The sequence below is a fragment of the Bacillus sp. FCW2 genome (assembly GCF_021228595.1).
GTDB classification, from domain to species: Bacteria; Bacillota; Bacilli; order Bacillales; family Bacillaceae; genus Bacillus; species Bacillus velezensis.
Genome location: NZ_CP089436.1, coordinates 331,334 through 357,229, shown reverse-complemented (window position 1 = coordinate 357,229; position 25,896 = coordinate 331,334). Strand labels below are relative to the sequence as shown.

At 46.5% G+C, this 25,896-nt stretch carries 31 protein-coding genes; 9 read left to right on the top strand and 22 right to left on the bottom strand.

The features are described 5' to 3' along the window. Positions 1–105: 105 nt before the first annotated feature. The 6 genes from K3G25_RS01970 to K3G25_RS01945 form a co-directional block, all read right to left on the bottom strand. Entirely contained in the window at positions 106–309 is a 204-nt protein-coding gene (locus tag K3G25_RS01970) for an XtrA/YqaO family protein (RefSeq protein WP_007610788.1), read from the bottom strand. Then, positions 299–640, bottom strand: coding sequence for a hypothetical protein (locus K3G25_RS01965; protein ID WP_015239676.1), 342 nt, complete (start codon positions 638–640; stop codon positions 299–301). Before K3G25_RS01965 ends, K3G25_RS01970 begins: the two co-directional genes overlap by 11 nt. A gap of 97 nt (positions 641–737) precedes the next feature. Next, complete coding sequence (locus tag K3G25_RS01960; RefSeq protein ID WP_162838272.1) at positions 738–905, bottom strand: hypothetical protein; 168 nt, start codon at positions 903–905, stop codon at positions 738–740. Next, positions 905–1,705: an ATP-binding protein gene (locus K3G25_RS01955; protein ID WP_053285036.1), complete on the bottom strand. Its 801-nt coding sequence runs from the start codon at positions 1,703–1,705 to the stop codon at positions 905–907. The genes K3G25_RS01960 and K3G25_RS01955 overlap by 1 nt, the downstream gene beginning before the upstream one ends. After that, positions 1,605–2,432: a phage portal protein gene (locus tag K3G25_RS01950; RefSeq protein WP_014417519.1), complete on the bottom strand. Its 828-nt coding sequence runs from the start codon at positions 2,430–2,432 to the stop codon at positions 1,605–1,607. The genes K3G25_RS01955 and K3G25_RS01950 overlap by 101 nt, the downstream gene beginning before the upstream one ends. Further along, positions 2,422–2,601: a hypothetical protein gene (locus tag K3G25_RS01945; protein ID WP_014417518.1), complete on the bottom strand. Its 180-nt coding sequence runs from the start codon at positions 2,599–2,601 to the stop codon at positions 2,422–2,424. The genes K3G25_RS01950 and K3G25_RS01945 overlap by 11 nt, the downstream gene beginning before the upstream one ends. A 190-nt stretch (positions 2,602–2,791) precedes the next feature. On the opposite strand from K3G25_RS01945, the gene xre reads away from it, so the two are divergent. Together xre and K3G25_RS01935 are read left to right on the top strand one after the other, a co-directional pair. Continuing rightward, positions 2,792–3,130: an HTH-type transcriptional regulator Xre gene (gene xre, locus K3G25_RS01940; protein WP_003154871.1), complete on the top strand. Its 339-nt coding sequence runs from the start codon at positions 2,792–2,794 to the stop codon at positions 3,128–3,130. 147 nt (positions 3,131–3,277) lie between these two features. Beyond that, complete coding sequence (locus K3G25_RS01935) at positions 3,278–3,868, top strand: ImmA/IrrE family metallo-endopeptidase (protein WP_232489556.1); 591 nt, start codon at positions 3,278–3,280, stop codon at positions 3,866–3,868. 21 nt (positions 3,869–3,889) lie between these two features. On the opposite strand, the gene K3G25_RS01930 is transcribed toward K3G25_RS01935, so the two are convergent. Next, the gene (locus K3G25_RS01930; RefSeq protein ID WP_021494033.1) at positions 3,890–4,726 is read right to left on the bottom strand and encodes a manganese catalase; all 837 of its coding nucleotides are present in this window, start codon (positions 4,724–4,726) and stop codon (positions 3,890–3,892) included. 70 nt (positions 4,727–4,796) lie between these two features. Next, positions 4,797–5,399 (bottom strand): poly-gamma-glutamate hydrolase family protein, encoded by a 603-nt coding sequence (locus K3G25_RS01925; protein WP_021494034.1) that lies wholly within the window; start codon positions 5,397–5,399, stop codon positions 4,797–4,799. Positions 5,400–5,508: 109 nt separating this feature from the next. Between K3G25_RS01925 and K3G25_RS01920 the strand changes: the two genes are divergently transcribed. Then, the gene (locus tag K3G25_RS01920) at positions 5,509–5,886 is read left to right on the top strand and encodes a PH domain-containing protein (RefSeq protein ID WP_017417600.1); all 378 of its coding nucleotides are present in this window, start codon (positions 5,509–5,511) and stop codon (positions 5,884–5,886) included. 37 nt (positions 5,887–5,923) lie between these two features. Here the strand turns inward: K3G25_RS01920 and K3G25_RS01915 are convergent, their stop codons facing one another. From K3G25_RS01915 to K3G25_RS01905, 3 genes are all read right to left on the bottom strand, one after another. Then, the gene (locus tag K3G25_RS01915; RefSeq protein ID WP_017417599.1) at positions 5,924–6,877 is read right to left on the bottom strand and encodes an N-acetylmuramoyl-L-alanine amidase; all 954 of its coding nucleotides are present in this window, start codon (positions 6,875–6,877) and stop codon (positions 5,924–5,926) included. A 142-nt stretch (positions 6,878–7,019) separates the two neighbouring features. Continuing rightward, positions 7,020–7,154: a PhrA family phosphatase inhibitor gene (locus tag K3G25_RS01910; RefSeq protein WP_003154881.1), complete on the bottom strand. Its 135-nt coding sequence runs from the start codon at positions 7,152–7,154 to the stop codon at positions 7,020–7,022. Further along, complete coding sequence (locus tag K3G25_RS01905; protein WP_087920760.1) at positions 7,144–8,280, bottom strand: Rap family tetratricopeptide repeat protein; 1,137 nt, start codon at positions 8,278–8,280, stop codon at positions 7,144–7,146. Before K3G25_RS01905 ends, K3G25_RS01910 begins: the two co-directional genes overlap by 11 nt. Positions 8,281–8,484: 204 nt before the next feature. On the opposite strand from K3G25_RS01905, the gene K3G25_RS01900 reads away from it, so the two are divergent. Both K3G25_RS01900 and K3G25_RS01895 read left to right on the top strand, forming a co-directional pair. Further along, complete coding sequence (locus tag K3G25_RS01900; protein ID WP_021494037.1) at positions 8,485–8,952, top strand: DinB family protein; 468 nt, start codon at positions 8,485–8,487, stop codon at positions 8,950–8,952. 145 nt (positions 8,953–9,097) lie between these two features. Beyond that, positions 9,098–9,862, top strand: coding sequence for a sulfite exporter TauE/SafE family protein (locus K3G25_RS01895; RefSeq protein ID WP_007610763.1), 765 nt, complete (start codon positions 9,098–9,100; stop codon positions 9,860–9,862). Positions 9,863–9,895: 33 nt separating this feature from the next. Here K3G25_RS01895 and K3G25_RS01890 read toward each other — a convergent pair whose 3' ends face one another. The 8 genes from K3G25_RS01890 to K3G25_RS01855 all read right to left on the bottom strand — a co-directional run bounded on the left by K3G25_RS01890 (position 9,896) and on the right by K3G25_RS01855 (position 19,494). After that, a complete protein-coding gene (locus K3G25_RS01890) occupies positions 9,896–11,389 on the bottom strand; it encodes a UxaA family hydrolase (RefSeq protein WP_072177404.1) in 1,494 nt (497 codons plus the stop codon). Further along, on the bottom strand, positions 11,386–12,831 hold the full coding sequence (locus tag K3G25_RS01885) for a tagaturonate reductase (protein ID WP_021494039.1): 1,446 nt from the start codon (positions 12,829–12,831) through the stop codon (positions 11,386–11,388). The genes K3G25_RS01890 and K3G25_RS01885 overlap by 4 nt, the downstream gene beginning before the upstream one ends. A gap of 75 nt (positions 12,832–12,906) precedes the next feature. Then, on the bottom strand, positions 12,907–13,905 hold the full coding sequence (locus K3G25_RS01880; protein WP_007407297.1) for a LacI family DNA-binding transcriptional regulator: 999 nt from the start codon (positions 13,903–13,905) through the stop codon (positions 12,907–12,909). A gap of 70 nt (positions 13,906–13,975) precedes the next feature. Beyond that, a complete protein-coding gene (locus K3G25_RS01875; RefSeq protein ID WP_014417510.1) occupies positions 13,976–15,367 on the bottom strand; it encodes an MFS transporter in 1,392 nt (463 codons plus the stop codon). Between the two features lie 24 nt (positions 15,368–15,391). Beyond that, a complete protein-coding gene (gene uxaC, locus K3G25_RS01870) occupies positions 15,392–16,789 on the bottom strand; it encodes a glucuronate isomerase (RefSeq protein WP_095061413.1) in 1,398 nt (465 codons plus the stop codon). Positions 16,790–16,974: 185 nt separating this feature from the next. Then, positions 16,975–18,153 (bottom strand): NAD(P)/FAD-dependent oxidoreductase, encoded by a 1,179-nt coding sequence (locus K3G25_RS01865; RefSeq protein ID WP_014417508.1) that lies wholly within the window; start codon positions 18,151–18,153, stop codon positions 16,975–16,977. Between the two features lie 39 nt (positions 18,154–18,192). Next, on the bottom strand, positions 18,193–18,609 hold the full coding sequence (locus K3G25_RS01860; RefSeq protein WP_003154908.1) for a DUF1641 domain-containing protein: 417 nt from the start codon (positions 18,607–18,609) through the stop codon (positions 18,193–18,195). Between the two features lie 387 nt (positions 18,610–18,996). Further along, on the bottom strand, positions 18,997–19,494 hold the full coding sequence (locus K3G25_RS01855) for a cupin domain-containing protein (protein WP_095061415.1): 498 nt from the start codon (positions 19,492–19,494) through the stop codon (positions 18,997–18,999). 129 nt (positions 19,495–19,623) lie between these two features. Between K3G25_RS01855 and K3G25_RS01850 the strand changes: the two genes are divergently transcribed. Genes K3G25_RS01850 through K3G25_RS01840 form a run of 3 tightly spaced genes read left to right on the top strand, consistent with a single transcriptional unit; the run spans position 19,624 to position 22,134 of the window. Then, positions 19,624–20,607 (top strand): DMT family transporter, encoded by a 984-nt coding sequence (locus K3G25_RS01850; protein WP_159354041.1) that lies wholly within the window; start codon positions 19,624–19,626, stop codon positions 20,605–20,607. Between the two features lie 26 nt (positions 20,608–20,633). Continuing rightward, complete coding sequence (locus K3G25_RS01845) at positions 20,634–21,371, top strand: ABC transporter ATP-binding protein (RefSeq protein ID WP_014417505.1); 738 nt, start codon at positions 20,634–20,636, stop codon at positions 21,369–21,371. Between the two features lies 1 nt (position 21,372). After that, entirely contained in the window at positions 21,373–22,134 is a 762-nt protein-coding gene (locus tag K3G25_RS01840) for an ABC transporter permease (RefSeq protein WP_032863790.1), read from the top strand. Positions 22,135–22,159: 25 nt separating this feature from the next. Here K3G25_RS01840 and K3G25_RS01835 read toward each other — a convergent pair whose 3' ends face one another. Further along, on the bottom strand, positions 22,160–22,978 hold the full coding sequence (locus tag K3G25_RS01835) for a uroporphyrinogen-III synthase (protein ID WP_014417502.1): 819 nt from the start codon (positions 22,976–22,978) through the stop codon (positions 22,160–22,162). 175 nt (positions 22,979–23,153) lie between these two features. On the opposite strand from K3G25_RS01835, the gene K3G25_RS01830 reads away from it, so the two are divergent. Continuing rightward, the gene (locus K3G25_RS01830; RefSeq protein WP_003154919.1) at positions 23,154–23,339 is read left to right on the top strand and encodes a DUF8096 family protein; all 186 of its coding nucleotides are present in this window, start codon (positions 23,154–23,156) and stop codon (positions 23,337–23,339) included. Between the two features lie 42 nt (positions 23,340–23,381). Here K3G25_RS01830 and K3G25_RS01825 read toward each other — a convergent pair whose 3' ends face one another. Next, positions 23,382–24,566: a macrolide family glycosyltransferase gene (locus tag K3G25_RS01825; protein WP_232489555.1), complete on the bottom strand. Its 1,185-nt coding sequence runs from the start codon at positions 24,564–24,566 to the stop codon at positions 23,382–23,384. Next, on the bottom strand, positions 24,563–25,783 hold the full coding sequence (locus K3G25_RS01820) for a cytochrome P450 (RefSeq protein WP_014417500.1): 1,221 nt from the start codon (positions 25,781–25,783) through the stop codon (positions 24,563–24,565). The genes K3G25_RS01825 and K3G25_RS01820 overlap by 4 nt, the downstream gene beginning before the upstream one ends. Between the last annotated feature and the right edge of the window lie 113 nt (positions 25,784–25,896).

Below are 25,896 nucleotides of genomic sequence, written 5' to 3'. Positions count from 1 at the left end.
TAGATCCTCCTCTTTTTCGGAACAAAAAAAGGACACCAACCAATGCGCAGCATGTGCGCGATTGATCAGTGTCCGCAGGCTTTCCGTCTTGGACGTATTCTGTTTTTAATTCAATTTAAAGCCGATTTCATATTCGATCCGGGCCAGATCCCCTTTTCGCGTTTCGACAAGCGTTTTGCCGTGCTCCGGCGCTTCGGCGAGCCACGCTTCCTTCTTCAGTCCGTCTACAATAATCACCCGAACCTTGCCTTCTTCCAGCTGGCTTTTTAATGTTGTATGTTCAATGTCGGTCAGTTTTTTAGGATTCATGTTTTACGTCCTCCGTCTTTTTCAGGATGTTTACTTCATGTATGAGGCTTCCGAGCTCATTTATGAACGCTTCTTTTTCTTCAGAACTTTCTCCCCGGAGCAGGCGGAGAGCCGTTTCGGCCGCCTCAAAAAGTTCCGGGGCTTTCGCCATCAATGCCGCGTTGATCTGCTGAGAGTATGAACTTAAGTTGAAAACGGCCGCGATGAGCCTTCCGTTTGAATAAGGGAACTTCTCTTTATCCGCTTCGCTGTAAGCGGAATAAATGTAAATGGGTTTTTCTTCTCCGCTGTGTACGGCCCGCCATGGAGCGGGGCTGTGTTTTTCTTGCAATGGTTATCCTCACTTTCCATCAGCCTCATGCCATGCTTCAATTTGCTTTTCTATCCGTTTCGCCCTGAACAGCAGGCAAAAAAGCCACTTGATATATTTATACACGTGCATCAAGCCTCGCTTTTGCGTCTTGAACCATTCGCTCAAGACGTTTAATGACCGGCGTTAAATCAGTGCCTGTTTTGCAGTTCGGGCAAGGGTGAAAGACAGCGCCGAAACCCGTTTCCGTCACAACGACCTTCTTCGGCCCGCACAGTTTACACATTATCTCGCCCCCTCTAATCTGTGGTTTACGTCAAATGAATTGCCATTAATGATGACTAAATAATCGTTGCACATCTCATAAATTCTTGTGCCCAAGGCTTCATCAACCTGCACCAGTCCGTCACAGGCCAGCTCGCTCGAGATAAGAACCGGCTTATGATTTAAATAGCGGTAATTCACGACGGCGTACATTTGTTCAATCTGCCAATCGGTCGCCCGGGGTTTTCCGTTCAGCGGTTTGAACAGATCGTCAATAAAAAGCACATCCGCCTGTTTCATACGGCCAAGCTTTGCATCAAGCAGATCAAAATCATTTTTTAAATCCGTAAAGCCCTCCACAAAAGGAAAATACAGCACCGGTGTCTGCTTCTGTCTCATGACATAATTGCTGAGAGCGGTCAAAAGATGGGTTTTTCCCGATCCCGGACGCCCTAAAAGGGCAATGCTGTTTTTCCGGCAGTTTTTAATCTTGTCGAAGTTTTCAACATATTCAAGGGCGCACTCATATGCGTCGACGACTGCCTGAGGCTTGCCCCGCGTGATAAATCCTTTGAAATCCAGCTTCCGAAAGGCATCTGTAATCTCACTTGCGCTGAGGATGCGCTCTGCTTTTCGTTCGGCGGCGCAGCGGCACTTAACCCACACATCCATTCCCAGCTGGTTTTTGAGATAACCGCCCTGATCTTTACAGAGCGGACAGTCAAAGCGGCTTTCGTCTGATTCTTCCGGTCTGTCCGCCAGTAATGGACGTTTTCCGTTTTTCAGGTCGGCCAGTATCTGCTCGATCGTTCGTTTTGTCATGTATCGTATTCCTCTCTTTTTTTGTTGTGATTGTCCTTCCCGCAATTCGTGCATTCAAGCGGTCTTCCATATACTTGGCGCAATAGCTGAAAGCCTTGATCGTTTCAGCTGAAGAGGTGCGCCGCTGTTCAAAAGCGGTAAAGCATTCGCCGAGCCATTTGATTGCTTCTTGTGCTGACGCACCGAGGGAAACAATACGGGCGATGGCCTGATAATCCCGGGGCGAGGGGTATACGCTCCGCCCCTCCTGTGCAGACCTTAATCTGATAAAATGGGCGGCAATGTCGTTAATCGCTTCTTCAGCAGTATGATTTTTTGTTATATCTATTTCTCTCCGGACATTTTTGTCCCGGTGATCCGCCGATATTGTCCGGTCTGTGACTTCCGGACGGGTCAATGTCTTTTTCGGCGTGAATCTTTTCGAGTGCTTTACGGAGACGATGAGTCCGTAAGGGGCGCGGACGGTTTTGATATATTCATGCTGTTCCAAGCTCTCGAGCCACCGTCTGACGGTTTTTTCGCTGACGGCAAATACGTCGGCCATTTCTTTTGCTTTTACGGGTTTATGACCGAGGACGATCCCCCACTTTACGCCGTCTTTTACGTGTTCCTTTGTCGTTGAGCTGATGAACCATAAAAACAGCCATATGGCGGACCCTATTTTTTCATAATGTTCTGAATTCAATAATCCGGAATAGATGAAAAACGGGTAGCTTTTACGATTCATATTGGACGTCTCCGTTTTTCTTCAGACTTATATAGCGTTCATACTGCAATCGGTTATCAAATCGGAAGACCGGAAGTCCGCAAGCGGTAAAAGATATCGAACCGCCTGCTTTCCCTAAACATCTCTGGTCAGCCGGATTGCTGCTGAAACGGATGATTATCGGCTGCATCTCTCACCCTCCTGATCAATTTCTTATCGCGTTTTGATACATTTTGTATCCTTATGATGTTGATTATATACGATACATTTCGTATCATCAAGACCTTTTTGATACTTTTTTTATCATCTCTTTATTTTGATACATTTTGTATCTATAATCATAAGTAACTTAGGGTGTTGAAAAAAGAGAGGTCATTCGGATGATAGGCGGAAGATTAAAGAGTCTCAGAGGAAAGAAAACGCAGGAAGAAGTCGCAAATCATATCGGTGTCTCGCGCGCCAGATATTCTCATTATGAAAACGGCCGATCTGAACCCGATTACGACACGCTGCAAAAGCTTGCGGATTATTTCAAAGTGTCGACTGATTATTTGTTAACCGGAAAAGAACCTTCAGATGAAGACATGTTTGCCGATCCCGACCTGCAGATAGCATATCGGGACATGCAGGACTTTTCGCCGGAAAGCAAGCAGCAGGCCATTGAATTCATTAATTATTTAAAAGAAAAAGAGAAAAACCGCAGGCCGAAACATAAATAATCCGCTCTTTTCCTTTAAACTGCTTAACGTTCAGCCGATATAAAAGCTGAATGTTTATTTTTAAAAGAAAAGGGAATTGATTCAAAGTCCGATCAGGGCTTTTCTTTCTCGCTAAAAAAGAACATATGTTCGAAAGGGTGTATTCAATTGGGCGATTTTTTAACACATCTTGAGGAATACGTCAAAAACTTATATTGCCGCATGGGAATGACCGCCCCTCTCCATATTGATATGCAGATGATTGCCAAGGAGCTTGACATTTGGATTCATTTTGAAGATACGCACAGTATGATGCTGAAGCGGGACGGCATGTACAGCATCGTCCTGAATCAAAAAAATTCACCCGAAGAGCAATGGCAGGATTTTGCGCACGAACTGTGCCATGTGCTGAAGCATACCGGCAACCATTTTCATATGAACAAGCTGTTCAGGGAACTGCAGGAATTTCAGGCCAACCATTTTATGTACCACTTCTGTGTGCCGACCTTTATGCTGTTAAACATGGAGCTTCCCCAGCGGAGAAGCCATGCCGTTATTTTAATCGCAGCCGCTTTCCGGGTGACGGCATCATTTGCGGAAAAAAGGCTGGAGCTGTTTGAACGGCGTAAAGCAGGTATTCAATTTCAGAAGCGGCTCACTTGTCTGTTATCCGACAAGCGGCCGAATGGGTATTATGAAAGCGGACAGACACACTTGCATGCCGCTGAAGAAAAAACGCCGTATTTTATTGAAAATTAGCGGCACTCTGCGGGCAGAGTGTCAGCATTTTGACATCGGAAGAAGTGTATTGTGAAGCCACATTGGCGCCGGTTTAAGATGAGGCGCAGATGCGAACGCGACCGGGACCGAAATATACCTGAACTCGCCCCGTCCGTCAAAGGCTTCACCGCGGGCCCATCTTCCTTGTGAACTCTCATCTCCTCTGGAAAAGTTAAACAGGTCATACGACACTTCCTGCTTTTCGAGTTCACGCGGAAACGTCGCAGGCACGACAATGTCCCGTTCTCTTTCTTCCAGCTCTTTTATCGCCGCGTACCACATATTTTGATGATACGTATCTCTTGCAATTAAAAAGGACAGCATATCCCTGACACCCGGATCGTCAGTCATCGCATACAGCCGGGTCACCTGAAGGCGTCCCTGGGATTCCGCATTTAAATTTGCCCGAAAATCTGCAAGTAAATTCCCGCTGGAAATAATGTATTTCGCATTCCAAGGGTATCCTTCAGCGTCAGCCGCCATTGCGCCTAAACCTGCAACAATGGCGTGCTGCGGATTCATTCCCCCCATAACAGCCGCGACGGCCGGGTCACTTTTATAGGCATTTTCCTGCACATCAGCCGGCGCATCGTCCAAAAGCCTTGAAATCATCGTCGCAAGCATTTCCACATGTCCGATCTCTTCCGTTCCGACATCATGCAGCAAATCTCTATATTTTTCATCGGCACGGCAGTTAAAGCCTTGAAACAAATATTGCATCATGACGCTGATCTCACCGTACTGCCCTCCAAGTACTTCTTGAAGCTTTTTCGCGTAAGCCGGATCAGGACAAGACGGCTTTGCGCGGTATTGAAGCTCTTTAATATGATAAAACATACTATTCCCCCATTCTTTCAAACAATCTTAGTGTATGAAAGAATGGGCAGGCGGTGCGAGTCCGTTTTCTTTACTCATAAAAACCGGCCTTCACGGCTTCTACATACCGAAAAAACAGATCGGTTGGCGTATATTTTTCTCCCCGGCAGCCAAAATTGCTGAACAGCGCGTGTCTCTGCGCCGTGCTCACTTCCAATTGCAGCCCCATTTTCCTTTTTGTCCGATTGACAATGTTGCCGGGATTTACACCTGCCAGCCGATCGTTCTTCTCTGTCAGCTCGGCATCAAACCCCGCTTCACGCAGCAGATCACAAATCAGTCTTGCTTTTTCCAGATCCGCGCCCCCGACGAGTGTATTTGCCTTTTTCAGATCATGATACCCGTGAAAAGCCAATCCGTAATGATGGGCGTTCACTTTTTCTAAAGCCAGGGGTTCGTCAAAGCGTGTGCTTGTCAAGTGGAGAGAACGGTTATTGCACCGCTTCGTTCCTTCAAATAAATAAATTGAGCTTTGGTCAGAAAATGCCCGCACCAGCTCACTGACTCCCGGCTCAATCCTGCCGCCGTGGGGAGCGAGGACGATACATTTACTTCCCTCTTTTTCTTCATAAATAATTCTGTATTCCGATTCAGCAGCTGAAAGGGCTGCGAAATTGTCATATCTATCTTTCATGTGTAACATGCTCTCCTTTTCCAGTCAGCACCAGTTTACTCTACTCATCTGGGAATGGAAACCTTTTTATAGTATGATTTGATAGAATACGTATCAGGGGGGATATATCATGGGGTTCATCAATGGATTGCTGGGCAATGCGTCGACAATATCGACGGCTGAAGCAAAAGAAGAACTGGCCCGTATTCTGCTGGAAGGTGAGAATGTCAACGCCGCGTTTAAGCTCGTACGAGATATCATTGTCTTTACGGATAAGCGTCTTATTCTTGTTGATAAACAGGGACTCACGGGGAAGAAAACGGAGATTCAATCCATTCCGTACAAGAGCATTTCCAGATTCAGCGTAGAAACCGCCGGCCGCTTTGACCTTGATTCAGAGCTGAAAATTTGGATTTCAGGAGCGGAACTTCCCGCTGTCTCAAAGCAGTTTAAAAAAGATGAAAGCATTTATGATATTCAAAAGGCCCTTGCCGCAGTTTGTATGTAAGAAGAAACGGAAGCCCGGGGAGCTTCCGTTTTATTGATTACAGTTTTTCTTCAATTTTGGCCTTCGTTTTCGGGCCGTAAATTCCGTCTGCCGTTAATCCGCTGACGGATTGAAAACGTTTTACGGCATTTGCCGTTTTCGGACCGTAAACGCCGTCCGCCCCATGATTTTTTGCTCCTTTATCGGGATAAAAATAAAGAGCGGATAAAGCGTTTTGCACTTGTTTTACGTTTGTCCCTTTCGTCAGCGGTTTCGTCACTTTGATCACACCGGATGGAAGCGGATAGGAAGGCACAGCCTGACTTTTTGAAGAAGAACCCGTCTGAGCGAGCTTGATCACTTGTCCGACTGTAATGTGATTCGGATCGGTGATATGGTTGATGCTTTGCAGCGATTTTACGCTGACACCGTGCGATGCGGCGATTTCCGATAAGGTGTCGCCTTTTTTCACATGGTATTCAGAGGCGGAAGAAGAAATAGAGGCTTTTTTCGCCGGCATACTTCCGCTTAATTTCTTTGCAATCTTCGCCTTCACTTCATCCCAGCGGCCTTCAGACAAAATGCGGTGCGGGCAGTACTTTCCGTTCCAGTCCTGATGCTTTCTGATTCTGTCAATCCCCCAGCCCCGTTCTTTCAAAAGCTGCGCCGCGAACGCAATCGCCAGTTCTTCTGCGGCTCTGTACCGTTCGCCGCCTGACTTGCTGTAACAGATTTCTATAGCAATCGACTTTCGGTTTCCGGTACCGTTCGTGCCGTCTCCCGAATGCCAGGCATTCCGGTCCAACGGAATTCCCTGGATCACTTCTTTGTCATCAACCGCAAAATGATAGCTCGTTGATTCGCTGTTTCCCGTCATATAGCTGATTTCATTAGCGGCGGATGCGTCGTTTGCCGTGTTATGAATGGTAATATACTCCGGCGTCATCGGATTCGGACATTTTAACGCATATTTATCAGCCGATACGAGCCGTTTTTTCACTTCAATCCCCACTCTTCATCTCTCCTTATGCCTTTTTCATCAATAGGTGGCATTCGTAGGACAGATAACTTGAGCATATAGACCCTGCATTCGGATAAAAATGGAATGGATACGCATGCAAAAAATAAGACCCTTCCAAAGAAGGGTCTTTATGTTATGTTTGGTTGCGCGCGGCAATATGGAATGTGCCGTCCGCTTGGTTTTCCAAATGGCTTTCATGGCCGATCACCTGTGTAAAGCTGAACCCGACAGCAACAAGCAGCAATCCTGACAACAGTTTAGATTTCATATAGACAATCTCCTCTCTGGATTTGTTTTTGGGCGTGCACCATTTTTTCATAAAACGTGAGCGCTTTTTCAGGCTGTCCGTGTTTCATGTAAAATTTGGCAGCATCATGCGCCAATTCTTCCACATACGGATACAGCATGTGTTCTTCCAGAAAATCAAACGTGTGCCTGACGGATGCGTTATCCATTTCCTTGCCGTATAACGCATGTAAAAATTGGAACAGATTCACAAACAATTCATCATTGTATTCGCGGGCGATACTGAGCCCGAGGCGGTATTGCTTCTCTGCTTCGGCTGTAGTGTTCTGTTTATAAAGAACCTGTGTTAATGAGTAAATAGAATGCGGAAGATTATCGAACTTTTCTGACCTGCAAATGGAAACGGATGTCTCAAAATATTCGGCTGCTTTAGAGAGGTCTCCCATTTTTTCGTAACAGTTTCCGAGATTATATAAGGCTGAACTGATAAGACGGGGATTGCCTTCTTGTTTTGCAAGATCTAAAGCAAGTTCTAAGTGGGGCAATGCTCTTTCTGGATACTGCATGTCATCATAATTCCCTGCAATAACGAATTCACATTGGATTCTGCGGACGTTGTACGTCTCATACGATTGGTACGTTTCAAGGGCTTGAACGGCATAACTCATGGAGACGTAGGTTTGTTTCAGGTTGTAAAATATCTCGGCCATTTTAAAAGCAAACTCAGCTTTCTCGATGTCATCAGAAACGAGTGCAAGGTTTTTTTCAGCCCGTTTGTAATACATCATGGCGTTTAGGAACATTTTCTGTTTAAATTCGTACATTCCTCGAAAAAAATTAAAGTAGTAATCAAGCAGTCCTGTCAGTTTATACTGGTTGCCTTCAATGTCTTCCAATAATTCTGAAAACTCAGGCTGAGAAGGGTCCTCCTTTAAGGGCTTGATGTAATCCAGCATGACACGGTGTCTGAATTCCATTAATGAATAATACAGCAGCAGATCCTGATCTTCTTCCATATCCTCGATCTCTCTCTCTACTTCACGTTTGACGCGCTCCGCCTCAAGGACGTGAAACTGCCGGATATGGGTATACCATTCATTAATTTTGAGCCCGACAAAAGAGGACGGAATAGTCTGCTTCATCCTCAATAAATCCCCCCTTTTGGAATGACCGAGATATGTCATATTTTATCATATTTGCTAGAAAAAGAAGAACGCAAAAAGACCGCAATTGTCGAATTTCGGATATCCGCAACGATTTATCTCCGTCACAAGCTTATTGCTTGTTTCTTCCGTGCCGTTGATATAGCATATCCTTGCAGCTTTTATTCTGTATTAAATGGGGGTTTTCACATGACAGCACAAAATCAATTGGTCAGCCACTTTCTGTCACATCGAAACGTGACGATTGAACTGGCGGAAAAAATCAGCCGCGAGCATTACGACTACAAACCGGCAGAGACATCAATGTCCGCTCAGGAACTTGTAAAACACATCGTTTATTCTTTTCTTATGTTTGCAAACGTCATTAACGACGGAAACGGATCAGCCATCCAGAACAAACCGAAAGAAGAAGCGGAAACAGACCTCGTCAAACTGGCGGAAGCATGTACTGAAAAAACGACAGACATTCTGTCACAGCTGACTGAAGAGCAGCTGAACCGCGAAATTGACCTGACCGCCTCTTTCGGCAGAAAAGTGACCGGCGCTGCTCTCCTTCAGCTTGCCATGGAGCATGAAATTCATCATAAAGGCAACCTTTTCGTGTATGTCAGAGAAATGGGTCACACGGAACTTCCGTTTTATCAGCAAAAATCATAATCCGGCCATCCGCCGGTCTGCGACATAACAGCAGGCTGGCGGATTTTTTTGTTCTGTATAAAATTTTCCGAAAATTTAATTGATTACCGCCTCTTAATCATATATAATCTGATAAAAATAGTAGGATTATTCAGGAGGCACACAGATGACTGTAAGCATTGTGTTTATGGGTTTCTTTGTCGGAACGCTTGTCGGATTGACGGGTGTGGGAGGAGCGGCGCTTTTGACTCCTTTACTGATCGTTTTGGGGATCAACCCCTCAATCGCCGTCGGCACTGACCTTTTATATAACTCCATCACCAAACTGTTCGGTGTCGTTTCTCATTGGAAGCAGCGTACCGTTCAATTTAAACTTGTCGGCTACTTGGCGCTCGGAAGCATTCCCAGCGCAACAGCCGCCATCGGTGTTCTTCACTTGTTTCCCGCTTTTCACCAGCATCAGGAGCAGATTATCAAACAGGCGCTCGGCTACGTGCTGACCCTTGTCGCCATTTCCATTATCGCCCGCCTTTTTTTCGATAAAAAACTGCGGCCGAACCGCTGGCAGCAAAAAACGCTTGAAGAAAAGCGGACACTCATGATATTGATCGGCGTCATTTTCGGCTTCATCGTCGGCCTGACATCTATTGGGTCCGGCTCGTTATTTGCGATCGCCATGCTATACCTGTTCAGAATGAAAACGGCAGAAGTAGTGGGAACGGATATCGCACATGCCTTTCTGCTCGTAACTGCTGCCGGTCTGTTAAACGCAAGCTTCGGAAGCGTCGATTACCTGCTTGTATTGAATCTGTTGATCGGCTCTGTGCCGGGTGTGCTTCTCGGCAGCTTCTTTTCGCCGAAATTCTCACCGCGCCCGCTGCAATTTGTGATGGCGGCGATTATTTTAATCAGCGGAATAAAATTAATATAAAAAAGGCGGTCTGTTGTCAGATCGCCTTTTCCCTTATAACGTCACACCGGACTTAAAGATTGCAAGCTCCCGAAAATCGTTTTTTTCGTTATTGACGAATTCTCCGCTTGCAACTTTAATAATGTATTGAATAAAATCTCTTACAATGTGATCTTCTGTTGTTTGGTCTTCCGCCAATCTGCCCGCGTTGTAATCAATCCAATGAGGCTTTGATTGAAATAAATCGGTATTTGTTGATACTTTCACAGTCGGGACAAATGTGCCGAACGGCGTGCCTCTTCCGGTTGTAAACAAAACGATGTGACAGCCCGCCGCGGCGAGCGCTGAAGAAGCGATTAAATCATTGCCGGGCGCACTGAGCAGTGTCAATCCCTTTGTTTTCAGGGTTTCACCGTATGTCAGCACATCAGAAACCGGTGCAAGACCGGCTTTTTGGGTGCAGCCGAGCGACTTGTCTTCGAGCGTTGAAATGCCGCCTTCCTTATTCCCAGGTGACGGGTTTTCATAAATCGGCTGCTCGTGCTTCATAAAATATTGCTTGAAATCATTGATCAATCGGACTGTTTTATGAAACACTTCTTCGCTCGCCGCACGCTGCATGAGAATCGTCTCAGCGCCGAACATCTCAGGCACCTCCGTTAAGACCGTGCTCCCTCCCTGTGCAATCAAGTAATCTGAAAATCTCCCTAATAAAGGGTTTGCCGTGATGCCGGAAAAACCGTCCGACCCGCCGCATTTCAATCCGATGCTCAATTCTGACAGCGGAATCTCCTCACGTTTATCTTCCTTTGCCGCAAGGTGTATCTCTTTAAGTAGCGCAGTCCCTGCTTCAATTTCATCTGTGACAGCCTGTGATTCGAGAAATTTCACCCGATCTCCATTCACTTCAGAAAGCGTTTCCTTAATCGCCGCCAGCTCATTATTTTCACAGCCCAGCCCTAAAACCAGCACACCGCCCGCATTTGGATGACGGATGGCGTTTATCAGCATTTGTTTCGTATTCTCATGATCATCGCCAAGCTGGGAGCAGCCGTATTGGTGCTTTAAAACCAGCACATTGTCAAAGGGCGCAATGTCTTTCGCCTCTTTTACGAAGCGCTGCAGGATTTTCTCAGCGACGCCGTTTACACAGCCGACTGTAGGTACGATCCACAGTTCATTCCGGACGCCGGATGTACCGTTTTCTCTTTTGTAGCCTTTAAATGTCCGGTTCTCATTTGTAAAAGGATTGTCCTCGAAGCGCGGTGAATACGTGTATTCTTGCACATCGGATAAATTCGTTTGCAGATTATGGGTATGAATATGCTCGCCGGCCGAAATCCGCCTTGTCGCACGCCCGATCGAAAAACCGTATTTAATGATGCTGCCGTTTTCTTCAATGGTTTGCAGCGCGATTTTATGCCCCCGCTTTACAGGGTCCTTCACTTCAATCGTCAGTCCGTGTGTATGCAGCCGCTCCCCTTTGTTAAAATGGCGCATGGCGAGAAGCACATTATCGTTTTTATGGATTTTTATGACCTCTTTCATTTCACTTCCCCCTTTTTGCCGCAGCATTCATGTAACGCATGCTTCATACCCCGCTTATGAATGACAGACAGAAAAAAAGCCGTTCGTTCAGTCAGCCCCGGAAGATGATTCAGATTCTTCCCCCACAATCGCTCTTCTCCTAATATGGCAGATGCCGCTTGAAACATATCATCTTTGCAACGGGACCGCGCCATTTGAAAACGGTTAAGAACCTCCTCGCCGTCAGCCGGTTTGTTCGGTCCGTTCCAGTATGAATAGATCATGGCGCTGAACGAAAATACCAGCTTCTCAGGTAGCCGGCCCTCCTGTTCGATATAAGCCTTCAGCGTCGGCAGGTTTCTTGTTTTGAATTTCGCGGCAGCGTTAAGGGTAATGCTTTGCAGATAATGTTGGATATAAGGGTTTTTAAACCGCTGTAACACATCTGCCGCGTATTGGGTGACACCCTCCATTTGCAGCACAGGGAGGATTTCTTCATTGATCAGCTCTTCGATGAATCTGCCCGTCACCTCGTGCTCAGCCGCTTCCCGGACGGTTTGCAGTCCGTATAGTAAAGCCACTGGCGCCAATGCCGTGTGAGCGCCGTTTAAGATTCTCACCTTTTTTGTCCTGTAAGGCGTAAGGTCAGACGTGATCAGTGCGTTCAGCCCGGCCTCAGCAAAAGGAAGCTCATTCTGAAGCTGTTCCGGCCCTTCTATCACCCACAAATAATAATGCTCACTGACCACAATCAGACGGTCTTCGTATCCGAGAAAATCGGTAAGTTCTTCCGTGGTATCAACAGGAAATCCGGGAACAATCCGATCCACGAGAGTATTGCAGAAGATGTTCGCGTCATGAATCCATTGAGTAAAATCAGGCTCCAGCTCCCACAGCCCGGCATATTGAAGCACGGCAGCCTTCAGTTTCCGTCCGTTTTCTTCGACCAGTTCACATGGAAGCACAATGCACCCTTTCTCGGCGTCACCCGCAAATGCCTTATAGCGGAAATAAAGGAACGCCGCTAATTTCCCGGGGAATGTTTTTTGAGGTCTATCCTCAAGCCGGTCGCCTTTCTCAAACGTAATTCCCGCTTCTGTCGTATTGGAAATGATAAAACGAAGCTCCTCTTGTGCTGCCAGCCGTTTAAAGGAATCATAGTCAGAAAAAAGATCAATGCCGCGGCTGATGGATTTGACGATCATGTGTTCTTCAGACGGTTTTCCGTCCTTTATCCCCCGCAAAAAAAGCGTAAACAAACCGTCCTGCTCGTTTAAACGTTTGATTTTCTCAGAGCCTCTCGGCTGTACGGCGACAACGCTTCCGTTAAAATCCGTCAATTGATTCATTTGATCGATCTGCCAGTCTGCGAAGGCCCGCAAAAAGTTGCCTTCGCCGAACTGAAGGACTTTTTCAGGATATTGAATGTATTCACCGCACATCTTTTTATTCAGCTGACGCAAGCTGTCCGCCTCCTTCTGCATTTATGCACACGTTAACATTTTTCTGTACGAAAACCCGGATAATCAGACGGGCCGTTATGTGAGTTTTTTAATTGAATCTCTTATCATCACCTCGGTGTTTTCGTATATTTTTTCCGCCGCCGTATCCGGGTCGGCGATTAGCGCCAAAATCTTCTCTGCGCCGAGTATGCTGATGTTTTCAACCGGGCGTTTTACTGTCGAAAGCCTCGGCGTCATGTATTGGGAAATGCCGATGTCATCAAACCCGATAACGGATATATCTTCCGGAACGTTCAGGCCTTTGGCGAAAATGGCATTCATCGCCCCGATCGCCATATCATCGTTTGAACAAAAAACAGCCGTAGGCGGTGATTGAAGCGCCAAGAGTTTTTCCATCGCCTGACTGCCGCTTTCCATATCATAGCGGCCTTTTACACTGTATTCATGCTTAATCGGGATAGAATGATCAATTAAAGATGTCAAATAGCCTTCTTTCCGCTGAGAAGTTGACCTGAATCCTTCCTTTCCCTCAATGATCGCGATATCTCTGTGTCCGTTTGCGATCAGGCAGTCGACCGCCTGTCTGGAGCCTTCTTTATCGTTTGACAGGATATTGGTGATGCTCCGGTCATCAATGTCCCGGTTCAGCACGACAAGCGGGATGTTTTTCTCGCGAATATGATAAATAAATGAATTATCACTGTCGCTTTGGCTCATTAAAATGATTCCGTCATATCTCATGGGCGTAATGGTTTCAAAGCTTTTCAGGTCGTCAATCGCGCGGACGAACAAATTGTATTCCTCACTGATTGTGCGGTTTACACCTTTGATGGTATCGGAAAAAAAGCTGTGTGAGGTTCCGTTTGTGATGCTTGTAAAAAACAGTCCGATCGTATGGGACTTTTGCATGGCAAGGCTTTTTGCATTTACATTCGGTGTGTAATTCAGCTGTGAAGCGAGCTCTAATATTTTCTGTTTTGTATGCTCTTTAATGTAGGGGCTGCCGTTAAGTGCCCGGGATACGGTGGTGTGGGATACGTTGGCGAGTTTTGCGATATCTTTTATGGTTACCATCGTTTTTCCTTTCTTTCTGTATGCTGTCATTTATTTCTATTGTACCATTAACGGACAGTCCATAAAATCACTAAAGTTGAGGTTTTGCATGATGTAAGTCCTGAACGAGCTCGGCATGCTGCCGGTCCGTCAGTTTATACATCAAACCGATAATCAGCATGGCGCACGCTAAAGCGAAAGCCGGGTACAGCAGCAGAAGCCCTTTAATCCCGATTAACGTGCCTTTTGTCTGAGATGCATTCGGGATATAGCCGATAACGCTCAGCCCGATGCCTGAAAGAAAACCTGATAAAGATTGGGCGAGTTTTCTGGAGAAGTTGAAAAGCGAATATGTCGTCGCCTCCTTCCGTTCACCCGTCTTCCATTCTCCGTAATCAATAATGTCCGACACAAGCGCCCACGTAATGCCGTTTGGTATGCTGATCCCGATAAAAGCAATGCTCGCTAACGCCGTAAAGATATATACATTTGACGGGAGACAGAAATTCAGCGCATCAGCCGCGGCGCTGACGGCAAAACCGATCATCACCGTTTGCTTTTTTCCGAAGCGTTTGACGAGTTTCGGCATAAACAAAACACCTAAAAATGAAGAACCGATGATGATAAAACTCATGTAGGACATCAGCTCCGCATTGTTGAGATTGTACTGGGCGAAGTAAACAAGCATAGCGGATTTAATGTTATATGCCGATATTGAGAAAATCGTCATGAAAACGACGGTCAGAAGCGGTTTGTTGCCGATAAAGCATTTGAAAACCGACATGACGGACAGCTTTTCTTTCGGCGCTTCACGGACGATAATTCTTTCTTTGCAGTTTCGGTAGCAGATCATAAATCCCGCGATTCCGATTACGGCCATCATTCCCATGACTGCCGGGTAGCCGATGTGAACGTTATCAAAATGAACGAGAATCGGGATGACGATGACACTTGTAATGAGCAGCGCGCCGAGGGAGCCGATCTGGCGGAATGCAGAAAGCGCCGTTCTGTCCTCCGCATCCTGTGTAATGGCCGCGCCGAGGGAGCCGTACGGAATATTGACGAAAGAATAAGCGACCCCCCACAGCATGTAAGAAGCATAGGCGTACACAAGCTTCCAGGTGACGCTCACGTCCGGTGACACAAAAATCAATACGGTCATGACCGCAAGAATAATACTTCCGAATAATAAATACGGCCTGAATTTACCCCGGGGTCCGATCTTTTTTCTGTAGTCAATGGCCGAGCCGACAATCGGATCAGTCACAGCCGCAAACAGCTTGCTGACCAAAAAAATACTGCCGGCGAACGCTGCCGGAATGCCTGCGACATCTGTGAAAAACTTCAGCAAATAGATCTGCCCGAGATCAAACATAAATCCGTTCCCAAAATCTCCAAATCCATAGGATACTTTTTCTTTCAGACTCAGCTTATGCTCCTTCACTTTTGCGGCAGGTGCTGTCACGACAGGCACATTACTCATAGGCCACCTCTTTCATTCCATTTTTTAAAAGCGGAAATATTCCTCAGCATTCCGGTAACAAATCCCCTCGACAATCTTTCCTAAAAGCTCCATATCGTAAGGCGCTTCGCCTTGTTCCGCCCAGCCGCCGATCAGCGTGCAGACAAGCCGCCTGAAGTATTCATGGCGGGGATAGGACAAGAAACTTCTTGAATCCGTCAGCATCCCGATAAAACGGCTGAACAGGCCCATGTTTGATAACGCTTTCATTTGCTGGAGCATTCCATCTTTCGTGTCATTGAACCACCAGGCTGTGCCGAATTGAATTTTCCCCGGTGTTTTCCCATCCTGAAAGCTGTTGATCATGCTGGCGATAATATAGTTGTCATTCGGATTCAAAGAATACAAAATCGTTTTAGGCAACTGCCGCTTTTTTTCGGCGGAATCTAACAGCCGGGCAAGCGGTTTTGCGATACGTTCATCATTAATTGAGTCATATCCCGTATCAGGACCGAGGCTGCTGAACTTATTTGTATTGGTATTTCTTAACGCGTTAATATGGAACTGCATCGCCCAGTCCAGTTCGGTGTAAAGACCGCAAAGATATTTCAGCGTCCGTGTTTTGAATTTCTTTTCATCTTCAAAAGACACATGCTCTCCGCTTAATCCGGCTGCAAAAATCCGGGCCGCTTCCTCTTCGGTCGTCTCGGCATAAACCATTTGATCTAACGCATGATCCGACACTCTTCCCCCGGCATTGTGAAAAAAGCGGACGCGGGATTCTAACGCATCTAAATACGATTGGTAGGTGGTGACAGCTATTCCGGAAGCGCTCTCCAGTGAACGGACCCAATCGGCAAAACCCGGGCTGCTGATGTCCAGTCCTTTGTCAGGCCGAAATCCGGGCAGCACTTGAACCGGAAAATCACTTTCTTTCAACAGTTCGTGGTATGTCAGCGCATCGGCAGGATCGTCGGTTGTGCAAATGACTTTGACATTTGATTTCAGAATGAGATCCCTTGCGCCAAACCCGTCTCCCTGCAGGAGCTCATTCGTTTTTTTCCAAATGGCCGCGGCTGTTTTTTCATTCAATACGTCATAAATGCCGAACCAGCGCTGCAGCTCTAAATGCGTCCAGCTGTACAGCGGATTGCCTATCGCCATCGGCACCGTTTTTGCCCAGGCGAAAAACTTCTCTTCATCTGAAGCGTTTCCGGTAATGCAGCGCTCTTCAATGCCGTTGGCCCTCATAATCCGCCACTTGTAGTGGTCACCGTAAAGCCATGCCTCCGTAATGGTTGCGAAGGTTTTATTTTCATAGATTTCCTTTGGGCTTAAGTGACAGTGATAATCAATGATCGGCATGTTTTCAGCGTATTCCCGGTACAGCTTTACGGCCGTTTTACTATCCAGTAAAAAATCATCACCCATAAAAGCTTTCACACTTTCATCCTCCCTCTTAAAAATGTTAACGTTAACAAAATGGTTCTTTTTTATTTTAGCTTCCTCTTTCTCACATATCAATCATTTTTATTTTATTTTTCAGAAAATTGTATCCGTTAACATTTTCATACAAAAAAAGACACTGCCGAGAAAGTCCGGCAATGTCTTCTGTGTGATCTTAAGGATTAGTAAGCGAGGCTGAATAATCCTTTGATATGTGTTAAATAACGTACGTTACTTGCTTCTTTCATTAAAGATGCCGGAAGACCTTTCAGCGGAGTAGAGTTCGCTCCGATGATGGCAACCGCGTCTTTACGTCCGAGGCTTGCAAGCGTACCAGAGTTTACAGGCTTGAATGTTTCAAGCGTTTTTCCTTCTAAGTAAGCGAACAGGTTGTAACCGACAAGTTCACCCATCTGCCAAGCGATTTGCGCTGTCGGCGGGTACGGACGGCCGTCCGGCGCAAAGTATACAGCGCTGTCTCCGACAACGAATACATCTTCGTGAGAAGTAGATTGTAAGAAATCGTTAACCGTCGCACGGCCGCGGTTCACTTCGAGGCCGGATTCGCCGACTAACGGGTTGCCTTGTACGCCGCCTGTCCATACAAATGTGTTGGCAACGACTTTTGAACCGTCTTTCAGATCAATAACGTTTCCTTCAACATTTGTAACAGGAAGACCTGTTAAGAACTCAACGCCGCGTTTTTCAAGACTTTTTGTCGCGCGTTCGATAAGGTCATCAGGAAGAACAGGAAGAATTTTCGGACCTGCTTCTACTAATTTCAGTTTGATTTCTTTCGGATCTACGCCGTATTTTTTCGTAAGGTTCGGCATGATGTCAGCAAGCTCACCGACAAGCTCGACGCCTGTTAAGCCGCCGCCGCCGATAAGGATCGTTGCATCAGCTTCGTTTTTCGTTTTAGCGTATTCACGCACACGGTCTTCCACGTGTTTGTATACTTTGTTCGCATCAGCAGCAGATTTCAGCACCATGCTGTTTTCTTCGAGTCCAGGAATGCCGAAATAAGCCGTAACAGAACCAAGTCCGACAACAAGCGCGTCATAAGTCAGCTTAGAACCGTCAGAAAGGGCAACTTCTTTCTTATCAACTGAGAAAGAATTGACTTCTGCGATTTTAATGTCGACGTCTTTTCCTTTCAGAAGTTTTTCAAGCGGCATAGCAACAGCCTGTTCAGACACGTTGCCCGCTGCAAGGCGGTGCAGTTCTGTAATGATTTGGTGAGTCGGGTATTTGTTCACAACGGTTACGCGTGCTTCATCTTTACTGTAATGTTTGCGAACGGTTAAAGCAGAAAGAACTCCGCCGTAACCAGCGCCTAAAATGACAATATGTTTTGACATCGTATATCCTCCGTCCTTTATATCAATTTGAATCTGAGATTATTTTTGTTTTTCGTTCATGATTTCAAGATAGCTGTTAGCAAAACGGAACAGCTTTTGAGCTTGAGGATCTTTCAGCATGCGCAGCAGGCCGAAAAGTCCGATCGTTTCATTGCTTGCATCCGCGCGGTCTTTTGCTTCGATCGCAGTAGCCGCAACTTCTTTCGCTGTTTCTTTCACCGGCTCAAGAATTTCTGTAAGCGCACCCACTGTATCGCTCTTCAATACTTCGTCTGTCGCTACAGACTGTGCAAAATCATAAGACTTCGTTAAAATATTTACTAACTCAGTCAGTTTTGGAAGCTGATCCACTAAAACAGTCAGTGATTCTTGAACTTCAGGTTTTAGCAGCTGATCAATAAGATCGCGTTGGCCTTGGCTGACAGATGCATTTGTTTGATCGATTGTTTCTGGCATATCCGATTCTCCTTTACTATAAGCAGTATGCTGATTTTTTTTGGAAAGGGTAGCCTTTCCCCCTTCATGCAGAAAAGCATGAAAAAGCAAGATTGTGAATTCATGCACAATCATTTACAAAAATAAATGTTTACTACCCAGTTTTTCACTTTGCCATATCCAGTATTATTTTTATATCAACAAAAACAATTGAATAAGTCAAAATTTCTTTTTCCTCTCTGAAAATAGCAAACATAAAAAACCCCAATTTGATTTACTCTTATATAATAACACTTTTTGAACAAAATTTGAACGTGAATTGTTTCGTTTATGAAATTATTTATATGGCGGGGGTGTAATAACGTTTCTTTCAGGCTATTTTTTTACAGACCATCCGCTTTTCCCCTGTCATTTTTCCCACAATTTTAAAAGCGGGCCCGATTTTCCCGTAAAGGGGTCGCATTCCGGGAGCGGGACACGGCTGATTTCTTCTGAAGTTCTATCATTTTTCTCCGTTTTTGTATCGTACTGCCGGCCGCCCGGATAAGCCCCGATCACGGTAAAATCAGAACTGCCCGACAGTTTTTTATGTCCGGTGCCGGCCGGAATGACCGCTGCGTCTCCCATTCGAAGAACCGCGTCCGCTCCTTGTTCCCCGCCGAACCTCAAAACCGCGTTTCCTTTTACCGCGACAAGAACTTCGTGCGTGGTGCTGTGAAAATGGTGATACGGAAATACTCCGCCCGTCCAGCTGTTCGACCAATCGTGCCGGCGGAGGACGGACTCTGCTTTCTGTACCGTTTCTTCATTAAATACCGCTTTATAAATAACAAGCGGAAGATTCGGGTTATTCGGAATGCGGCCGTCATCTTCGAAATAAAGCACTTGAATATCCTCTTTCTGCACTGTTTTCACCTCCGTATATGTCTGTTTCCCATTCATCATTTGTTAAAACGCTATTTTTTCATATTCCATTGCGAAGCCTGCCGGTGAATAGTATAGTATAAAAAAATATGTGTCAAAATGAGGGATTTAATGAAAGCCATCGTGATCGGAATATTGGCATCTCTGTTTTTTGCAGTCACCTTTATTTTAAACAGGGCGATGGAGCTTTCCGGCGGAAGCTGGATGTGGAGCTCTTCCCTGCGTTTTCTTTTTATGGTTCCGTTTTTATTTTTGATCGTTTATGCGAAAGGAAAATGGGCGCCGCTCTGGCATGAAATCCGAAAAAAACCGTTTTTTTGGCTGAAGTGGAGTTTTACCGGGTTCGTGCTGTTTTATGCCCCGATTACGTTTGCGGCGGCATATGGGCCGGGCTGGCTGATCGCCGGCACGTGGCAGATTACAATTGTCGCGGGTGTGCTTCTGTCGCCGTTTTTCTACGAAACAAAACATTCACCGGCGGGCTCGGTTTCTGTCAGACAAAAGATCCCGCTGATTTCGCTGGTTACTTCCGTCATCATCCTGATCGGAGCCGGTCTGATTCAGCTTCAGCATGCGGGTTCTCTGTCCGGCCGCACGATACTATTCAGCGTTGTGCCGGTCGTCATCGCCGCTTTTGCCTATCCGCTCGGCAACCGCAAAATGCTGGAACAATACGGCGGAAAACTCGATACGTTTCAGCGGGTGCTCGGCATGACGCTCGCAAGCCTTCCGTTTTGGCTTTTGATCGCCGCTTTCGGCTGGCATAGAGACGGGCTTCCCTCAATGGGACAGACATTCCAATCATTTATCGTCGCACTCAGTTCTGGCGTTATCGCAACAGTATTATTTTTCCGCGCCACCGATATGGTGAGGAATGAGCCGCAGAAGCTCGCTGCTGTTGAGGCGACGCAGTCCGGAGAGGTTCTTTTTGCACTGATCGGCGAAATCGTCTTTTTATCCGCGGTGTTTCCGTCACTTCTTTCATTTGCCGGACTGTTCATTATTATTGCGGGAATGGTCATGCATACATTCGCTTCCCGGCAGACAGACCAGAAAACGACTGAGCAAACGTCAGCCAATCTCACCGGTTCCTGATTTTTTTACGAAAGGTGTCATCCTGTATGAAAGAAGAAACTCCGGCAATATCTTTTCTGTCAGCCGGCAAACGCTTTGAACAAAACCATACGTCCTTTGATGTCCTAAGCCGTGTAACCGGACATATTCAAAAAGGTTCTATCACGGCGTTGATAGGGCCTTCCGGCGCGGGAAAAAGCACATTGCTGTCGCTGTGCAATCTGATGAATACACCTGATGAAGGAGAAGTGCTTGTATTCGGAAAAGAAATAAGACACTGGGACATCAGAGAGCTCAGAAAAACCGCGGGCCTTGCATTTCAATCAGCTCCCGTCATGGACGGCATGGTGCGGGACAACCTTCTGCTCGCAGAAAAACTCCACGGGGCACAGCACTATACGCCTGAAGAGCTCGCAGATTTTACAGATCTTCCGCGCGGGCTTCTGGATCGAAATGCAAAAGAATTATCCGGAGGTCAGCGGCAGAAGCTCTCATTAGCGCGAACTCTCGCCGGACTGCCGTCCATCCTGCTGCTTGATGAAATCACATCGGCGCTGGACCCGTCATCCGTTCTCACCATTGAGAAACTGATTACGAAACTCCATCGGCAAAAACAGCTGACGATCCTGTGGATCACCCATAACCTTGAACAAGCGGAACGATTATCCGATACAGTATGGTTTATGGCTGAGGGACGGCTTTTAGAGACCGCGGAAACGAAAACGTTCTTTAAAGAACCGAAACACGAAAAGGCCCGGGCGCTTTTACAAGGGAGCGGGTGCTGATATGAATGATCTTTCTCTGTTACTAACAAGTATATTTGTCATTATCGCTTTATTCCTGTCTAAATCTTTTAAAGCCGGCGTCGAAAAGGATATGATCGTCGCAACCGTCAGGGCCGTCATTCAGCTTCTCATCATCGGCTATGTGCTGTCGCTGATTTTTCGCGGTGATCACCCGGTGTTTATCATATTAATGGTGCTTCTCATGCTCACGGCCGCTTCGCACAATGTCGCCAAACGGAAAAAAATGCGGATCGGCTCATTTTGGCGCGTTTTTCTGACACTGGCGATCGTGGAAGTTGTGACGCAGGGACTTTTACTGACCCTGCATATCATTCCGTTCACTTCAAGATATGTCATTCCGATAAGCGGTATGGTCATCGGAAACTCCATGGTGCTCTCAAGCCTGTTTTTAAGCCGGCTCAGTTCGGAAGCAGACCTGCGGAAAGAAGAAATCCAGCTGATTCTCTCTCTCGGAGGAACGCCTAAGCAGGCCGTCCGGCAGATATTGACGTCCAGTATGAAGCTCAGTATGATCCCGACGCTTGAAAGCCAGAAAACATTGGGTCTCGTTCAGCTTCCCGGCATGATGACGGGGCAGATTTTAGCGGGGGCTGATCCGATACAGGCGGTGCGCTTTCAGCTGCTGATCGTTTTTACAACGATGGCCTCCGCTCTTCTTACATGTATCATACTCAGCGCCTTGACATATCCTTCCCTTTTCACGGAACACTGGCAATTAAAAAAATTCAGCAGGGAAGCGTAGGCTTTTTTCCCTGCTGAATGATGGTTTATGACAAGGTCAGAGATTCATAGTAACGGGATAATTCAATAATCATCGCTCCCATCCGCTCAATGTCCGGAGCAAGGACCCTCTTTACCCCTTCATCCCGGATCGCTTCAGCCGTCACTTTGCCGACTGCGGCGGCAAGCACATGTTTTTCGAATGCCTGCTGCAATTCTTTTGTGAACCCTTTTTCTTTTGCATAATCAAAGAGAGAGCGCACTTGAATGGCTGTCGTAAAACATACGGCATCGACCTCTCCGTTTAACAGCTCTCCCAGCAGTTTATCGACCGTCTCCCTTTCAGGCGGAATATGCTTATACGGCAGAACAGGGAAAACCTCCGCTCCGTTTTTCTCAAGGAACTCCGTTAAGACCGGCGCTTTTTCGCCATGAAGCTGTATCATGACTTTTTTATCTTTAAAGTCAAATCGTTCCAAGGAGCGGATCAGCCCTCTTGTTGTACCGTCTTCATCTGAGGCATGCGGCGTGATGCCGAGCTTTTTTAAGGCCGCATATGTTTTATAGCCTCTGCAGCCGATTTTCGCTTCATGAACGGCCGCTAAAAATTCTTCTTTCAGACCGATTTTTTCCGATACCGACAATAACGTTTCCGTACCGATGCCTGTGGTGAATATCACCCAGTCGGCTTTTTGCCCGGCAAATGTTCTTACGTCGGGTTCAATTTGATCCTCCGCCAGGTATACGGTTCCTTGGAGGGAACGGACGACTGCCGTTCCGCCCTGCTTTTCTATTAATTTTGTGATCTCTTCTGTTTTCCGCGAACCGCCGATGGCAATCCGTTTCCCGTTCAATCCTTTTCCCATCGCTGTTTTCTTCTTCCCTTCAGATGCCGGGCGCCCTATGGCAGGCCGTCATTTATTTCTATTATTGTTACGCAATCAGCCGGGAAAATCAAGCTATGCTCCCGTTGAATCCCCCGTGCAGTTGCTGTATCATTAACCGGGCAGAACGATTTGATTCGCGGAGGGACTTTCAATCATGGAAACAAAAAAAGAGTTCGAGACAAAAGGATACGATACTTCGGTCATTTATGAGTTCAATGAATATCCTGATGTTCACAGCGGCCGATGTGACAATTGCGACTACACGCTGTTTAAAAGTTCAGTGAAGGGCGGAAAATTTTTGAGGGAATGCCGGAGATGCGGCATGAAGAAAAACATATAACAAAACAGGCAGCCGTCTTCCGGTGCGCTGCCTGTTTCTCAATCAATTTTCGACGGCCGCCGTTTTCAAAAATTCTTCAATGGCGCAAACAGCCTGTTTGGGGCCGCCGGTTTCTTCTATTTTCTGCTGCATGCTTTTCACGCGGCTGAGGATGTTCTTATCGCCGTATACGTTCTGAACGTCTTTTTGCAAACGGGCCGCAGTGACTTCTTTCGGCGGCAGATGCACGCCAAGCCCCAATTCATCCACACGCTTTGCGGTGACCTCTTGTTCGTGCATTTGCGGAACGACAACGAGCGGGACACCCGCATTCATCGCCTCCATTGTACTGTTCATCCCGCCGTGAGATACGAACAGCTTTGCTTTCTCCAGCACATCAAGCTGAGGAACGTGCTGGCGGATGATAAAGTGATCGGGGACATCCGAAAAACTTTCCGGATCAATTGTTGTGCCGACTGACATAATAACCCGCCAGTCCGAGTCCCGAAACGCGTCAATACACATCCGGTAAAATTCAGGCCAGGCGTTAAACGCCGTTCCCAGTGAGATGAGCATAAGCGGACGGTCATCGGCTGCATCAATTTCCAGACTTCCCGTATTTGTGCGTTCTCCAAGAGACGGACCCACAAAACAGAATCGTTCATCAAAGGTTTCCTGTTTCGGCTGAAAGGCCCTTGGCATAAAGACAATATTCAGTTTTTCAGGCATAAAAAATTCTTCCATTGTCATCCGTTTCAATTGTTCATTTTCAATCTGCTCCTGATATTCTTCTATCGCCTGTTTGGCCGCTTCCAGTGTTTCTTCGTCTCTTCCTAATTGAAAATACTCATTCATTGCATAGCTCGGGCAGAACTTTACGGCCGGGATGCCGCCATTATCCGCAAACAATTTTCCGGCAAGAGCTAAAAAATCAAACAGGACGATGTCAGGAAGGTCGTCTTTGTACAGCTCTTCCAACTGCGGAAGCACTTCAACCGCTTCTTCCAGAAACATCACAAACGCGTCATTTTTATTTACCCGTTCTTTTATCGTCTCCGGGTCCGCCTTTATGCTTGTGCGGTATAAAACGGGAATGGCGCCCGTTTTGGCAACGGAAGCTTCAAATTCCTCAGTCACAGCGAATGTCACTTTATACCCGCGATTGACAAGTTCCTCGGCTACAGGCAGCGTGGGATTGACATGACCGTGAGCGGCTACATTAATAATGGCGATGTGTGTTTTTCTCATCTTTTTTCTTCTCCCTCACTTTCGTTTATCTCCGCTTCTAAAGACTCCAGCCCGTACATGACACTGTTTCGGATCGGCTCAATCCCGACGGGCTCAAGGTGTGAAAAGGTTTTTACAATTCCTTTCAGCGCGGCTTCCGCTTCAAGTCTGGCAAGCGGTGCGCCTAAGCAGAAGTGTACGCCGAATCCGAAGGAAAGGTGCGGATTCGATTGGCGATGAATATCAAATACGCCCGCCTTCTCAAATTTGTTTTCATCACGGTTGGCAGATGCAACGTAGCAGAGAACGATCTCCCCGCTTTTCAAGCGGCGTCCGCGCAGTTCAGTGTCGTGCCGGACCGTCCTTCTGACAAACGGAGCGGGAGCGCGAAAACGCAGCGTTTCTTCCACCGTTTGCGCGATGAGAGAAGGGTCCTGTCTCAGCTCTTCATAAAGGCCGGGCGTTTCTAATATGCTGTAAACCGCATTTGAAATGAGATTAGTCGTTGTTTCATTTCCCGCCACTAAAAGCAGGTTGCAAAACGGGATCAGATCTTCTGCCGTGAGCTTCTCTCCCTCTTCTTCCTCTTTTATCAAAATAGAAATAATGTCTTGGCCGGGCTTTTTTCGTTTGCTTTCTATTATTTCCGCAAAAAACGCCGCCAGCTCCGCCTCACATTGGTCACGTTCCTGCTGATTTTTCTCCGCCGCTTCAGGACTCGCATCTTTCGGCATGCTGACGAGAATGTCCGACCATTTTTTAAACTGATCCATATGTTCGGACGGAACGCCTAATAATTCTGAAATCACCATGACCGGCAAAGGGTAAGAGAGATCTTTAACGATATCAATCCGCCCTTTGTTCTTTGCCTGTTTCAGGAGATGATCGGTAATGTCTTTAATTCGCGGCTCCCATTCCTTCAAGACGCGGGGAGTGAAAGCACGATTGACGGCAGATCTGATTTGGGTATGCTTCGGCGGGTCCATATTCAGCATGGACTTTGCAATCGAGCTTTTCACATCAGTCATGAGGCTTGAGAACGTCTCTTTATCACTGATGACTTTTTTGACATCATCGTATAAAAACACACTCCAAACCTTCGTTTCTTCATCAAAGTGTATAGGGCTTTCCCGTCTCATTTTTTCGTACCAAGGAAAAGGGTTGTATACGTCCAGGCCGTTTTTTCCTTTCATCAGGGTTCTTTGGATGGCTTGTCTCGTGCTCCTCAGCTTACTCATGTTTCATCACTCCTGATTGTTTCATATTTGAATAGTTGACGTACCTTGAATTTTATCCTAGCACATATTTTCAATTTTTTTCTATTCATAACCTGAACTATTAACATAACACA

Bases quoted from the DNA above. Each gene is read 5' to 3' on its own strand.
- K3G25_RS01970 (WP_007610788.1), bottom strand. From the start codon at position 309: ATGAATCCTAAAAAACTGACCGACATTGAACATACAACATTAAAAAGC.
- K3G25_RS01960 (WP_162838272.1), bottom strand. From the start codon at position 905: ATGTGTAAACTGTGCGGGCCGAAGAAGGTCGTTGTGACGGAAACGGGT.
- K3G25_RS01955 (WP_053285036.1), bottom strand. From the start codon at position 1,705: ATGACAAAACGAACGATCGAGCAGATACTGGCCGACCTGAAAAACGGA.
- K3G25_RS01950 (WP_014417519.1), bottom strand. From the start codon at position 2,432: ATGAATCGTAAAAGCTACCCGTTTTTCATCTATTCCGGATTATTGAAT.
- K3G25_RS01945 (WP_014417518.1), bottom strand. From the start codon at position 2,601: ATGCAGCCGATAATCATCCGTTTCAGCAGCAATCCGGCTGACCAGAGA.
- xre (WP_003154871.1), top strand. From the start codon at position 2,792: ATGATAGGCGGAAGATTAAAGAGTCTCAGAGGAAAGAAAACGCAGGAA.
- K3G25_RS01930 (WP_021494033.1), bottom strand. From the start codon at position 4,726: ATGTTTTATCATATTAAAGAGCTTCAATACCGCGCAAAGCCGTCTTGT.
- K3G25_RS01925 (WP_021494034.1), bottom strand. From the start codon at position 5,399: ATGAAAGATAGATATGACAATTTCGCAGCCCTTTCAGCTGCTGAATCG.
- K3G25_RS01920 (WP_017417600.1), top strand. From the start codon at position 5,509: ATGGGGTTCATCAATGGATTGCTGGGCAATGCGTCGACAATATCGACG.
- K3G25_RS01910 (WP_003154881.1), bottom strand. From the start codon at position 7,154: ATGAAATCTAAACTGTTGTCAGGATTGCTGCTTGTTGCTGTCGGGTTC.
- K3G25_RS01900 (WP_021494037.1), top strand. From the start codon at position 8,485: ATGACAGCACAAAATCAATTGGTCAGCCACTTTCTGTCACATCGAAAC.
- K3G25_RS01895 (WP_007610763.1), top strand. From the start codon at position 9,098: ATGACTGTAAGCATTGTGTTTATGGGTTTCTTTGTCGGAACGCTTGTC.
- K3G25_RS01890 (WP_072177404.1), bottom strand. From the start codon at position 11,389: ATGAAAGAGGTCATAAAAATCCATAAAAACGATAATGTGCTTCTCGCC.
- K3G25_RS01880 (WP_007407297.1), bottom strand. From the start codon at position 13,905: ATGGTAACCATAAAAGATATCGCAAAACTCGCCAACGTATCCCACACC.
- K3G25_RS01875 (WP_014417510.1), bottom strand. From the start codon at position 15,367: ATGAGTAATGTGCCTGTCGTGACAGCACCTGCCGCAAAAGTGAAGGAG.
- K3G25_RS01865 (WP_014417508.1), bottom strand. From the start codon at position 18,153: ATGTCAAAACATATTGTCATTTTAGGCGCTGGTTACGGCGGAGTTCTT.
- K3G25_RS01860 (WP_003154908.1), bottom strand. From the start codon at position 18,609: ATGCCAGAAACAATCGATCAAACAAATGCATCTGTCAGCCAAGGCCAA.
- K3G25_RS01850 (WP_159354041.1), top strand. From the start codon at position 19,624: ATGAAAGCCATCGTGATCGGAATATTGGCATCTCTGTTTTTTGCAGTC.
- K3G25_RS01845 (WP_014417505.1), top strand. From the start codon at position 20,634: ATGAAAGAAGAAACTCCGGCAATATCTTTTCTGTCAGCCGGCAAACGC.
- K3G25_RS01840 (WP_032863790.1), top strand. From the start codon at position 21,373: ATGAATGATCTTTCTCTGTTACTAACAAGTATATTTGTCATTATCGCT.
- K3G25_RS01835 (WP_014417502.1), bottom strand. From the start codon at position 22,978: ATGGGAAAAGGATTGAACGGGAAACGGATTGCCATCGGCGGTTCGCGG.
- K3G25_RS01830 (WP_003154919.1), top strand. From the start codon at position 23,154: ATGGAAACAAAAAAAGAGTTCGAGACAAAAGGATACGATACTTCGGTC.
- K3G25_RS01825 (WP_232489555.1), bottom strand. From the start codon at position 24,566: ATGAGAAAAACACACATCGCCATTATTAATGTAGCCGCTCACGGTCAT.
- K3G25_RS01820 (WP_014417500.1), bottom strand. From the start codon at position 25,783: ATGAGTAAGCTGAGGAGCACGAGACAAGCCATCCAAAGAACCCTGATG.